The sequence below is a fragment of the Rhodococcus sp. 06-470-2 genome (genome assembly GCF_002258235.1).
Lineage (GTDB): Bacteria > Actinomycetota > Actinomycetes > Mycobacteriales > Mycobacteriaceae > Rhodococcoides.
Map to the genome: position 1 here is coordinate 1 of NZ_NOYB01000038.1, position 12,272 is coordinate 12,272.

Here is a 12,272-nt window from a genome sequence, read left to right on the forward strand (position 1 = left end):
CGGCGGGGGAGGTGGGATGTCGGGCGGCGGTGACGATGTGGGCGTCGTGGTCCTGGTGGCAGCGGGTGTCGTGGTCTGTGGAACCGATTCGCCGACGCTGGCGGGGGTGCTCAGTCGTTGATTCTCGTCGCTGGATCCGAGTGCGGTGAACAGTCCGATTGCGGCGATGACGCCCGCGATCGGCAGCGCGATCATGCCCAGTCGAGTCAGGGCGGGACGGTGCGAGACGACGGGCGGCACGTGGGTCGCGTCGACGTGGGTGGCGTGTACCGCGGCACCACCGGCGATGACCAGTTCGGGCCGGTCCGGGACGACGACCGGCAGTTGCAGGAATCGTTCGAGGGTGGCCCGGACCAACGGGACGTTGGACGTGCCGCCGATGGCGATGACGGCGTCGGGATAGAACTCGGCCTCCAGGCCGAGCCTGCGCACCGTCTCGGCGGCCTGTTCGGTGGAGCGTGCGATGGACAACTCGAAGATGTGCCGTTCGAGGAGAATGTGCTCGCCATCGGGTGTGCTGGTGGTCAGGTGCGAGGACAGAGCTTCCTTGATTCCGCGGCAGAAGGCCGTCAGCGCGCTGTCCTCGTCGGGAGAGTGGGGCGGACGCACTATGCCGAGTCCGAGTATGTGTTCACGGACCACTGCGTCGAAGGAGGCACCACTCATGGCGGTGGTCCGCGCCGAACCGTAGGAGCGGCCGGTTTCGACGTCCACGATGTCGACGTCGACTCCGGTCTCGCCCGCGTCGAACAGCGCGATCGTTCGATGGTGGGAGGGAAGCCCTGGGCGCAGGTATTCCATTGCCGCGCCGGTTCTGTCGATGAGATGGACGTCGGAGACGTACTCCTCGGCCAGCGCGTCGGCGATCCCGGTACGTTCCGCGGGGGTGCGATAGGCGACGCCGAGTGATTGGGGCGCGTCCGGGCTGTCGACGATGCCGCGCACGACGCGGGCGACGTCCGCGGCCGTGGGGGAGAGCTGCCAGTCGTCGAACGGGGTGCCGTCGGTCCATGCGCCGTCTTCGGTGGTCCGAGCCGTGCGAATGCCGCACGTGCCGAGGGACACACCCACTGACGAACGCATCGCTTCTCCGGCCTCTCCATTTCGGTGACGGTGTCCAGGTCTGACGTACTCGCCCTCGTGACAGGCGACGTGGACACTGTACCGTCTCACGGTTTGGTTAGAGGCTCGAAACAATCCGAACGTCAGGTCGAAGGGGTCGCGTCATCGGCCTACGATCTGGTGGCAGTGCCCATCGATATCGCGCATCCTCGGACGAAGGACCTCACGACCGACCTCCCGGTGGTGGGGATCCTCGGCGTCGTCGCGACCCGAATCGACAGAGAGCTGGTTCCGGTACCGGGTGTGCGGGCGCAGGCCCTGTTGGTGGCCTTGGCGCTGGCACCGGGGCGGATGCGGTCGGCACAGGCCCTCATCGACGAGGTGTGGCCGGGCGAGACGCCCCGTTCGCCGAAGAACGCTCTGCAGACGCAGATCTCTCGTCTGCGGTCGGTGTTGCCCGCAGGTGTTCTCGAGAGCGACCGCGGTGGCTATCGGTTGGCTCTGGGCAGTGACGACACCGACCTCGGACGCGCCCGCGTCCTCACGCGGGCCGCGGAGGGTCGACTCGCAGCTTCGCAGTGGCAGGACGCCCTCGACGGTGTGCTCGACGCCTCTGGCCTGTGGCGAGGGGAGCCGGCGGAACCGGTCCGGGCGCAGGCCGAACTGCTCGAGGTCGCGCTGAGATCCGTACAGATCTCGGCGTTGCTCGGGTTGCGCCGTTTCGACGACGCCATTCCGCTCGCGCGGGCGCGAGTCGCCGCGGACCCGACCGACGAACTCGCCACCGCCGACCTTATGCGTGCACTGCACGGCGCGGGCAGATCCAACGATGCCCTCTCGGTGTTCGCGGCACTGCGATCCGAACTCGCCGACCGTCTGGGAACGGACCCCTCGCCGGCCGTGACCGCGTTGAACACCGAGATTCTGGGGCACACCGCGCCGAAGATGCTGCAGACCATCGGTCTGCGCGCCGCACCGAACGCACTGATCGGACGAGGCGAGGACCTCGACGCGATCGAGGTACTGCTCGGCAGTTCTCGAGTCACCACTGTCCTCGGGCCCGGCGGCGCGGGTAAGACGCGGATTGCACACGAACTCGGTCGCCGCGCCGGTGCCCACATGTCGGTGGCTTTCGTCGAACTGGCATCGCTGCGCAGCGAAGAGGACGTCGCGTCGGCGATCGGAGCGACCCTGGGGCTCACCGAGGCCGACATCAAGGTCGGTGGCCTTCCGGTCACCCGGGTCCATTCGATTCGGGAACGACTGGTCGACGTCTTCTCATCGCGGCGGGGATTGCTGATTCTCGACAATTGCGAGCACGTGATCGATGAGGTCGCGGTGGTGGTCGACGCCCTGGTGGCGTCGTCCGACGCGGTGACGGTGCTGGCGACGTCACGTTCCCCGATGGGGATCACGGCCGAGTCGGTCTTCCCGTTACCGTCGTTGGGCGTCGTCGGCTCGAATTCGCCTGCGACGGAACTGTTCTGCGTCAGGGCCCGGGCGGTCCGGCCGTCGGCGCGCCTCGAACCCGACGCGGTGAACCGATTGTGCCGCACCTTGGACGGACTGCCGTTGGCGATCGAACTGGCTGCGGCGCGGGTCAAGTCGATGAGCGTCGAGGAGATCGAGGCGAGGCTCGATCGTCGCTTCACGCTTCTGAAATCGGCGGATCGAACCAGGCCGGAACGGCATCGGACGTTGCACGCCGTCATCGACTGGAGTTGGAATCTGCTCGACGCCTCCGAACAGGCGGCCTTGCGTCGATTGTGCCGGTTCCCGGCGGGATTCGATCTCGACGCGGCGAGGCAGGTGGCGCAATGGGCTGCGGTGGAGGATGTTTCGGCTGCGCTCGACGGTCTGGTCGATCAGTCCATGCTCAGCGTGGTCGAATCGCCGACCGGAATTCGCTATCACATGCTCGAGACCGTCCGCGAGTACGGCGAGGAGCAGCTCGACGCCAGTGGCGAGGCCGAAACCGTCGCAGCTCGACTGCGGGAGTGGTCTGCGTCCGTCGCCGTTCGGGTGTCCGCGGGCTACTCGGGTGGGCGTCCGGCCGAGATGGTCGCCCTGATGGAGGCCGAACACGACAACTTGCTGTCGGTGATGAGACATTCTTTTGCGCAACAGTTTTCGGACCACGTGTGTACCTTGTTCTCGGTACTGGGCTACTTCTGGGCCATGCGTGGGGCGCATTCGGAGGTGCTCAACTGGGCAGACAGAGTGATGAGCAGCATGCGTGGCGGGATGGGCGGCACGCCCGACGACAATGCCGTGATGGCTCTGCTGGTGCTGGCAGCCCACTTCGCCTACGGCGGGAATCTACGTCGGGTAGCGCGCATTCGCACAGATCTCCGGCACTTGCTGAACAGTCGGTCCGCGGTGTCGCCGGGGTTGCGCTTCGACTCGGAGGTTGTGGTCCACCACGCCGGGGGTCGAGGCCTGGCCCGAAAACTGGCCCGTGCCGTCCGATCCGAGCACGACGACGTTCGCTGCAACGCGTACGTCGTTCGCTCGATGATGGCGCAGAACTCGGGTCGCCTGTACGAGTCGATCCGAGACGCGGAGCAGGCGCTCGCCATCGCGCGCCGTCGAGGCGATCTGTGGGCCGTCGGCTCGACGTCGCAGACGCTGGCGAGCTCGTACGGGCTCTCGGGTGACTACTCCCGGGCTGTGGAGTACTACCGAACCTCGGCCGACGTCATGTGGGAGCTGCACGCGTTCGAGGAGAGTATGCAGACGCGCGCTTTTCTGGCGATGGCGTTGATCGGAGCCGGTCGCGTGGACGAGGGACGCGAACTGATCGACGAGTTGGAGGCCGCGGCGCAGGGACAGGAGTTCACCCTCGATCCACCCTCGGGCGACGACGTCGGTGCCCGCTGGGATCACGCTCAGCAGCGGTCGAATTCAGCGTCGCTGACGGCGGTGCGGGCGGCGGCGGATCTCGAGGACGGTGCCGTCGAGCAGGGTCTCGGGGGTCTTCGTGCGGCGTTGGCGTTGGGCGGGTGGCCGTCCGAGGATCCGAGCGATCCGTTCATGACGATTCTGGTGTGTGCGGCTGTCGGTGCGCACGTTCTGCACGGGCGCGCCGAGGACATGGACGACGCGGTCGCTGCGTTGACACGCAAGCCGTGGAATATGTTGGTACCGGGCGGTTTCTACGACGTTCCGATGCTCGGCGCAGTGGCGTGTGCGGTGGGTTCGTTCGAGATTCACCGCGGAAACCGGGCCGTGGGGGTGGAGTTGCTGGCGGTGTCGAGCAGGGCGGTGGGTCGGCAGGACTTTCCGTCGATGCGGATCGATCGACATGTGCGTGCGGCCCGAGCGGTTGCCGGTGACCGTGCGGTCGATGCCGGGCTCGCTCGGGCCGCTGTATTCACCAGAAACGGTGCGCTGCGCGAGATTCTGCGGTTGCTTCCACTCGTCTAGGCCTTGCGCATGTACATGCGGACGGTCAGTGGGGCGAAGATCGCGACGATGACGGCACCGCCGACGAGGGAGTACACGACGTGAATTCCGAAGTGCCCGTTGTTCGCCAGCTCACGAACGGCCGTCACCAGGTGCGAGACGGGGTTGACGTCGGCGAAGGCGCGCAACCAGCTCGGCATGGTGCTGGTGTCGACGAAGGCGTTGGACAGGAACGTCAGTGGGAACAACACCAGCATCGAGATGCCCTGAACCGATGAGGCTTTGCTCATCAGGGTGCCCAGCAGTGCGAAGATCCAACTGATCGCCCATGCACAGAACATCACCAGCAGCACGGCTCCGAGGAGACCGAGTGCTCCGCCCGCCGGGTGGTAGCCCATCGCGAAGCCGGTGGCGAAGCAGACCACGGCGGCGATCAGGTAGCGGATGACATCGGCCATCAATGCTCCTGCGAGCGGGGAGATTCGAGCGATCGGGAGTGATCGGAAGCGGTCGAAGACGCCCTTGTCCATGTCTTCTCGCAGCTGGGTGCCGGTGACGACGGACCCGGTGATGACCGTCTGGACCAGGATTCCCGGCACGATCATCGGCAGGTACGAGGTGACGTCGCCCGCAACCGCACCGCCGAAGATGTAGCTGAACATCAGGGTGAAGATGACCGGCAGCAGCACCACGTCGGTGAGCTGTTCCGGATTGTGGCGGAGTTTGAGCAGCCCGCGGTATCCCATGGTGATCGACTGGGTGACGGTGCGGGCCAGACCGATGTGGCGCACGACCGGTCGGTCGGCGGGGTCGATGTATGTCGAAGACCGTCGGGTGAGTGTGGTGGTCATGCTGCGTCCTCGTCTGCGCTCTTGCCGGTGAGAGTCAGGAAGACCTCGTCCAGGCTGGGTTTGGTGACGGTGATCTCGCCGACCTCGATGCCGAAGTCGCGCAAGCGAATCAAGATGTCCGGGGTCATCGACGTGTCCGTCATCGGTGCGGTCAGTCGAGCGGACTCGGGGCTGACCGACACATCTGTGCCCAGTTGCGTCGCGACGAGAGCTCGGGCGTCGTCGATCCGGTGTCGGTCCGTGAGGGTCAGAGACAGTGCGGAGGTGCCTACCGACGACTTGAGCCCGTCGGCGGTGTTCTCGGCGATGACACGACCGTGGTCGATCACCGCGATTCGATCGCACAGTTGGTCGGCCTCGTCGAGGTACTGGGTGGTGAGCAGGACGGTCGAGCCCTCGGCGACGAGTCGACGGATCGTGTCCCACATCTGCGCTCGGGTGCGGGGATCGAGGCCGGTGGTCGGTTCGTCGAGGAACAGCAACGGCGGAGCCGAGATCAGGCTCGCGGCCAGATCGAGGCGTCGACGCATCCCACCGGAGAACATCTTCAACGGTCGGTGTGCCGCCTCGGCCAGCCCGAATTCCTCGAGGAGTTCGACGGCTTTGGCCTTGCTCTCGCGGCGACCGAGCCCGAGCAGCCGGGAGAAGACGACGAGATTCTCGGTTGCGGTGAGGTCCTCGTCGACCGAGGCGTACTGGCCGGTGACACCGACGAGAGACCGGACGGCGGTGGCGTCGGCGACGACATCGTGGCCGAAGATGCGGGCCGAGCCGCCGTCGGGTCGCAGGAGGGTGGCGAGCATGCGGACCGTCGTGGTCTTGCCCGCGCCGTTGGGGCCGAGGACGCCGTAGACCGACCCGGTGGGAACGGTCAGGCCGACGCCGTCGACGGCGCGTTGCTTACCGAATGTCTTGACGAGGTTCTGGGCCTCGATTGCTGGTGTGGTCATGGGGCCAACCATCGCCCCGGGCGCTTGCACGACGCGTACGTCGCGCTTGCGTCCGCTGTCCGGCCAGGTCAGAGCGGGAGCGAGGTCTCCGTGAGCCCGACGCCGCCGGTGCCGCGGAGCTTTCTGAACCATTCGGTGCCGAACGTGGTGGTGAGGTCTTCCGGAGACATCTGCAGAAACGGTCCGAAGTCGCCGATCTGTGTTTCGTGGGCTTCCATCGCTGCCCGTTTGGCGTCCATCGCGCCGGACACGTCGACCACCGTCGTGATCTCGGTTTCCGGCAGACCGAAGGTTTCCATGTCCGGCGGTGACGCTTCCTCGCCCCAGTGCGGATTGGCCTCCATCAGTCTGCGCATGTGATCGCGGTTGGTGGTGGTCTCGTACACGAAGCGAGTCTCGGCGATCTCGGTGGCGCGCTTGCCGACGACGTGAACCTGGATGTGGTCCGGGTGACCGTAGCCACCGTTCGGGTCGTAGATGGTGACGACGTCGGCCTTCTCTTCGAGCAGCACCTCGGCCAATCGCTGGGCCGCCGTGTCGACATCGACGTTGCAGAACGCGTCCGGGTTCGCGTTCTCTGCAGTGCCGGCCATACCGGAATCGGCATAGTGCAGCCGCACGATGCGGGCGACACCGAGAGCGGCCGCCGAACGATCCAGCTCGATGCGCCTGCGCTCGGCCAACGTCTCGCCCTCGGCGAGGATGCCGTCGGGGTATTCGCCGAGGGCACCGTCGGTGGCGGTGACCAGGACGACGCGATGGCCGGCATCGGCGGCGAGGCGCATCACCCCGCCGGTCCCGAACACCTCGTCGTCGGGATGTGCATGGAAGCAAACCAGGACACTCATGTCCTGAATGCTTGCACGTCGAAGCAGGTGCAGCCCAGTCGGCCGAGAAATACGATCAGGACGTGACCACACGGCGGTTGGCCCGGATCGGCTCCTTCTGGCAGGACTCGCGAGCGGATCGGTACTGCCGCGCGCTCCATCCCGTCGGCCTGTTGTTCGCCGTGGTGTTCTTCGCGCTGTCGATGACGCCGTCCCTGTTGCCCCGCGTCTGGTACCTGCAGGCGGTGGCCACCGGTATCAGTGTCGCGATCGGTTACGGCGTCGGCTGCCTGATCGCGTGGGTGGTTCGAACCTGCGGGGTGTCGCCGGACTGGTCCGAGCAGTGGCGTCGACGCGGGTGGTGGGCGTTGGCTGTTGCTGCGGCGGTGGCCGTTCCGTTGTTTCTGATCCTGGGATCGTGGTGGCAGCAGATCGTTCGCAAGCTCGTCGGTGTGGAGGACCCCGGCAGGCCGCTGTACGTCGCGGTACTGGTCGTCTCCCTGGTGGTGGCCGTTGCTGTCTTGGCGTTGGGTCGTCTGCTGCGGCGGGCTTCTCAGGCCTTGACGCGGTGGGGCAAGCAATACGTGCCGAAGCCGGTCGCACGGATCGCCAGCGTGATCGTCGTGGCCCTGTTGGTGGTGTTCGCGGTCAACGGCGCACTCGTTCGCGGCATCGTTGCGGTCGCGGAGCAGTCGGCCTCGACTGCGGACCGCGGCAACCACGACGGCGTCGAGAAGCCCACCGCGGCCGAACTGTCGGGTTCGGACGACTCGAACGAGGAGTGGGAATCCCTGGGGCAGGAGGGGCGACGCTTCGTCGTGTCCGGGGTATCACCGGACGAGATCAGTGAGTTCACCGGAAGGCCTGCGGTGCAACCGATCCGTGCCTACGCGGGCGTGGAGTCCGCGGACACCGTCGAAGGCGTCGCCGATCGGGTGGTGGCCGAGCTCGAACGCACCGGCGCATTCTCCCGCGCTGTACTGGGCGTCGCGACGACGACCGGACGCGGGTGGGTGAACGAAAACGTCGCTCGCCCTCTGGAATACCTGTACGACGGCAACTCGGCTATCGCGTCGATGCAGTACTCGTTTCTGCCGAGCCCGATGGCATTTCTGGCCGATCGGCAGTCTCCGCAGGACGCCGGACGAGCCCTCTTCGAGGCGGTGTACGAGGTGTGGAGCGAACTCCCCGAGGATGCGCGACCCAAGCTGGTGTTGTTCGGTGAAAGCCTCGGTGCCTACGGCGGACAGGACGCGTTCAGCGGCGCACAGGACATGATCGCGCGCATCGACGGTGCCCTGTGGGTCGGCAACCCGAACTTCACCCCGCAATGGGCACGCATCACGGCCGGACGCGACGCCGGTTCTCGCGAGATACTGCCCGTCGTCGACGGCGGCGAACACGTGCGCTTCGCCAATTCGTCCGGTGACCTCGACATCGACGGACCGTGGGAAGACCCGCGAATCGTGTACTGGCAGCATGCATCCGACCCGATCGTGTGGTGGTCACCGGATCTGATCCTGAACCGGCCCGACTGGTTACGCGAACCCCGCGGCACCGACGTCGACCCGGGAGTGCAGTGGTTTCCGTTCGTGACCTTCTGGCAGTTGACGTTCGATCAGGTCTTCTCCACCGACGTCGACGACGGACACGGCCACAGTTACGGAGCCGACGCCGTGAACATGTGGGCCGACATCCTCGAGCCGCCCGGCTGGTCCGACGCCGATGTGACGCGGTTGTACGAGAAAATGGCGGGCTGAGGCGTCGGGTGATCGGTTTACCGCCCACCTCTGCCGCAAACGCGCGCGCGTTTGCCGAACGCGCGCAGGTTCGCCACCTGTTCGGTCACTGTTTCGCGCGCACCTGGCAATTGCGCGCGCATTCGTGCGTGAGACAGTGCATCCCATGCCGCCTGCCCCCGCCGGTCGACCCAGCGCTGACAACGACGTGTCGACGGTTCTCGACCTCGAACGAGAGCTGCAGCCTGCCGAATGTCGACGCGACCGCAAGAGGCTTGCCCGTCTGCTCGCCGACGACTTCACCGAGGTCGGAGCGTCGGGCACGGTGTGGGACAAGTCGTCGATACTCGACATGCTCGGTACCGAAGGCTCCGTCGAGATCGAGATGATCGAACCAGTCGGACGGGTGATCGGTCCAGATTATGTTCTGCTGCAGTGGATTTCGCGAACGTCGAAGATGTGCGCCCGTAGAACCTCGCTGTGGCGGCGCACGGACACCGGATGGGAACTGGTGCACCATCAGGGCACGCCGCTCGAATGACCACTCCGGCGCAAACGCGCGCGCGTTTGCCGAACGCGCGCAAGTTCGCCACCTGTTCGCCCACTATTGCGCGCGCACCTGACAACAGCGCGCGCGTGTGCGGTCGACCGGGGTCGCACCTGACAACTGCGCGCGCGTGTGCGGGCGACCCGACGCCCCAGCGGCCGATCGAAGACCACCGCGCACAACCACAGTGCTCGACGAGAGTGCGCCGCAACCTAGAGTTTCTGCAGCACGGTGCGCAGTTCGGCCCTGTTCAGTTTTCCCGGACCTCGTGTGGGTAGTGAGTCGAGCAGATACAACTCGCGTGGTGCGGCGGTGATGTCGAGCGAGGCAGCAACGTGGGTGCGTAGGTCCGCCAATGTCACCGGAGCAGAGGCGACGACTGCGACCACCACTTTCTGGCCGAGTCGCTCGTCGGGCAATCCCACGACGGCGCATTCTCGTATTGCGGGGTGTGTTGCCAGTGCAGCCTCGACGACCTGCGGCACGACGGTCAGTCCGCCGGTCGAGATCGCTTCGTCGAGTCGTCCGGAGATGCTCAGGACCCCGTCGACGATGGTTCCGGCGTCGTCGGTGCGGAACCATCCGGGTTCGGCGAACGCCGGATGATCGGGTAGCCCGCGGTAGCCCGAGGCCACGGTCTTTCCACCCAGCACGACCCTGCCGTCGTCGATGCGTACGACGGTGCTGTGCAGTGGAACTCCGTCGTACACACAGCCGCCTGCCGTTTCGCTCATTCCGTAGGTCCGCACCAATCGGATGCCCGCGTCCTGTGCCTTCTCTCGCAGCGGTGCCGGTGTCGCGGCCCCGCCGAGGAGGACTGCGTCCAGTGAGGCGAGGGCCGCGATCGCTTCGGGGATCTCGAATGCTTTCACCAATTGTCCGGGGACCAGTGAGGTGTAGCGCAGGGGTCCCGACATCAGGCCAACCGCGTCGATCAGAGCGGAGGGATCGAAACCTCTCGACACGTCCATCACGACGGGCGAGGTTCCGGCGAGCACACTGCGGAGCAGTACCTGCATTCCGGCGATGTGGTGTGCGGGCAATGCCAGCAGCCACGACCCCGGTCCGCCGAGTCGTTCCTCGGTGGCCGTCGCCGAGGCCACCAGTGCAGAAGCGGACAACATGGCTCCCTTGGGGACACCCGTCGTTCCCGAGGTCGCGACGACCAGGGCGACGCCGTCGTCGATGGGGGTTCCCGGTGCCAGCGCGTCGTGCAGGCGTTCGGTCTCACGCGGATCGTCGGTGGGCACGGGTAGCAGGGCCGGGCCGTCGCCTGCGAGCATGCGGCTCAGCCGCGGCATGATCTCCGCCGCCGCAGGCCCCGACGGAATGGATACGCTCTCGAGCACGGACTCGAGGCTAGTCGCACGGCTCGATCGCGGACGGGAGCACCTACGGGTCCGCGGTTGTCACCCGAGATCGAGTCGCTGTGGAACAGTGGAACATCGTGAAGGGATCGGGCATGGACGACGCGGTGTGGGCAGCTCTGTCGTACTTCGATTCCGTCGATCCCGCGCTCGCCGCCGACGCGCGTCTGGGCTGGGACGGTCTGGTGGATGTGTCTCCGCCCGCGGGCCCGACGCAACATTCCGTACAGACCTACCTGTGGGTGTATCTGCGTCACGCGGCCGAGGGGCCCGATCGCGCGGTCGACATCGCACATGCCCTCGGTGACCTGCTCGACCGGCTCGGACGCGTCGGATACGCGGAGATCGCCCGAAGCGCCGTCACCGAGGAGCTGGTGCGAGCACCCGACGACGCCGCGTGGTTGCAGCACTATCGCGCCGCCACCGAACAGTCGGGCATAGGTGCCGTCGATACCGAGCTCGTCACCTGGCAGGACGCCCCGACCGGTGTCGAGCGGGCCATCGTGGAAAAGATCGGTGAGACGCTGGAAGTGGCGACCATCGCCGGCGAGTTCGAGCCGTCGAAGCCCGGTGGGCGACCGCTCGGCACCAACGCTCTGGCCATGCGTCGACGCGGCGTCACCGATGCCGTGCTGACCTCCGATCGAGGCAAGGACGACTCCGAGGCAGTTCTGCTCGAACAGCTCCTCGACCACCGCATCGAGTTGTGGAGCAACTACAGCGCTCCGCGGGCCGAGCTGTATCTGGGGCTGCGCGAGGCGCTGCACGAGGCCGCCGAGCCGGTGTACGGGTGTGTGCGCAGGCTCGAGAGTTTCATCGGATGCATCGGGGACGGCGTCGCGTTGACCGACGCCGGGTACCTGCCGGACGAGGTGGTGGCCGGCATCGCGAACACCGTGTTTCCTCCGGCCGAACGGCCGTTGTATGTCGGCCGCGAACTCGACACGGAGAAGGTACTGATCGTCCGACGCCTCCTGATGAGGGTGCGTCTGCTGCGTCGGTCCGCCGGGCGGTTGGTACCGACGGCCCGAACTCGGCAGCTCAGCTCCGACGGGCTGTGGCGCGTGCTCACCGCAGGCATCGTCGGCACCGAATATCACCCGGACACGATTGCCGCGGAGGTCGTTCTGGCTCGCATGATCGTCGGTCACGATGTCGCCGACGTGGAAGCGACGGCGGACGACCTGGCGCGTCTGCTGCGGGCCGAGGGGTGGACGCATTCCGGCGAGGAGCCTGCTGCCGAGCATGCCGAGCCGCTCGCTCGGACCCTGGTCGCCGAGTTGAGCGCCCTCGGGGCGTTCGAGTTGCCGGAACCGGCTCACGCGTCGGGGCCGCAGCCGTCCGGCTCGGTCGCGACGGACGAAGGCAAGCGACTCGCCGCGGCGGTGCTGCGGCATCGGCTGCTCCATACGCGCTATCCGTCGTTGTGACCGCTCTCGGATTGCCTATCGGTCGAAACTGCAGATGTGGCCCGGTTAAGCTCACCTGGATCCGGTTCCAGAACGGGCCCGGCGGTTCGTTGCG

The 12,272-nt window shown here is 66.6% G+C and carries 9 protein-coding genes; 4 read left to right on the forward strand and 5 right to left on the reverse strand.

Annotated elements, in window-relative coordinates; all coding sequences use genetic code 11:
* The coding region (locus tag CH276_RS20840) for an Hsp70 family protein (protein ID WP_141214762.1) at positions 1–1,083 on the reverse strand (1,083 nt) is incomplete at its 3' end.
* A 159-nt stretch (positions 1,084–1,242) separates the two neighbouring features.
* On the opposite strand from CH276_RS20840, the gene CH276_RS20845 reads away from it, so the two are divergent.
* On the forward strand, positions 1,243–4,488 hold the full coding sequence (locus tag CH276_RS20845) for a BTAD domain-containing putative transcriptional regulator (protein WP_094629470.1): 3,246 nt from the start codon (positions 1,243–1,245) through the stop codon (positions 4,486–4,488).
* On the opposite strand, the gene CH276_RS20850 is transcribed toward CH276_RS20845, so the two are convergent.
* From CH276_RS20850 to CH276_RS20860, 3 genes are all read right to left on the reverse strand, one after another.
* Positions 4,485–5,318, reverse strand: a complete 834-nt coding sequence (locus CH276_RS20850) for an ABC transporter permease (RefSeq protein ID WP_032393914.1) — start codon at positions 5,316–5,318, stop codon at positions 4,485–4,487. The two genes, CH276_RS20845 and CH276_RS20850, sit on opposite strands and share 4 nt — an antisense overlap.
* Positions 5,315–6,268: an ATP-binding cassette domain-containing protein gene (locus CH276_RS20855; protein WP_254923970.1), complete on the reverse strand. Its 954-nt coding sequence runs from the start codon at positions 6,266–6,268 to the stop codon at positions 5,315–5,317. Before CH276_RS20855 ends, CH276_RS20850 begins: the two co-directional genes overlap by 4 nt.
* Before the next feature lie 68 nt (positions 6,269–6,336).
* Positions 6,337–7,116, reverse strand: coding sequence for a PIG-L family deacetylase (locus tag CH276_RS20860; protein ID WP_094629472.1), 780 nt, complete (start codon positions 7,114–7,116; stop codon positions 6,337–6,339).
* 86 nt (positions 7,117–7,202) lie between these two features.
* Between CH276_RS20860 and CH276_RS20865 the strand changes: the two genes are divergently transcribed.
* Together CH276_RS20865 and CH276_RS20870 are read left to right on the forward strand one after the other, a co-directional pair.
* Positions 7,203–8,855 carry an alpha/beta hydrolase gene (locus tag CH276_RS20865; protein ID WP_441344210.1) on the forward strand — a complete coding sequence of 551 codons (1,653 nt, stop codon included), beginning with the start codon at positions 7,203–7,205 and terminating at the stop codon, positions 8,853–8,855.
* Between the two features lie 145 nt (positions 8,856–9,000).
* Positions 9,001–9,375: a nuclear transport factor 2 family protein gene (locus CH276_RS20870; protein ID WP_094629473.1), complete on the forward strand. Its 375-nt coding sequence runs from the start codon at positions 9,001–9,003 to the stop codon at positions 9,373–9,375.
* 218 nt (positions 9,376–9,593) lie between these two features.
* On the opposite strand, the gene menE is transcribed toward CH276_RS20870, so the two are convergent.
* A complete protein-coding gene (menE, locus tag CH276_RS20875; protein ID WP_094629672.1) occupies positions 9,594–10,682 on the reverse strand; it encodes an o-succinylbenzoate--CoA ligase in 1,089 nt (362 codons plus the stop codon).
* Between the two features lie 146 nt (positions 10,683–10,828).
* Between menE and CH276_RS20880 the strand changes: the two genes are divergently transcribed.
* A complete protein-coding gene (locus CH276_RS20880; RefSeq protein WP_094629673.1) occupies positions 10,829–12,178 on the forward strand; it encodes a hypothetical protein in 1,350 nt (449 codons plus the stop codon).
* The last annotated feature ends 94 nt before the right edge of the window (positions 12,179–12,272 follow it).

What these genes read in the sequence shown, in the direction of transcription:
- CH276_RS20850 (WP_032393914.1), bottom strand. Translation starts at nt 5,318, where the DNA reads ATGACCACCACACTCACCCGACGGTCTTCGACATACATCGACCCCGCC.
- CH276_RS20870 (WP_094629473.1), top strand. Translation starts at nt 9,001, where the DNA reads ATGCCGCCTGCCCCCGCCGGTCGACCCAGCGCTGACAACGACGTGTCG.
- CH276_RS20860 (WP_094629472.1), bottom strand. Translation starts at nt 7,116, where the DNA reads ATGAGTGTCCTGGTTTGCTTCCATGCACATCCCGACGACGAGGTGTTC.
- menE (WP_094629672.1), bottom strand. Translation starts at nt 10,682, where the DNA reads ATGCCGCGGCTGAGCCGCATGCTCGCAGGCGACGGCCCGGCCCTGCTA.
- CH276_RS20855 (WP_254923970.1), bottom strand. Translation starts at nt 6,268, where the DNA reads ATGACCACACCAGCAATCGAGGCCCAGAACCTCGTCAAGACATTCGGT.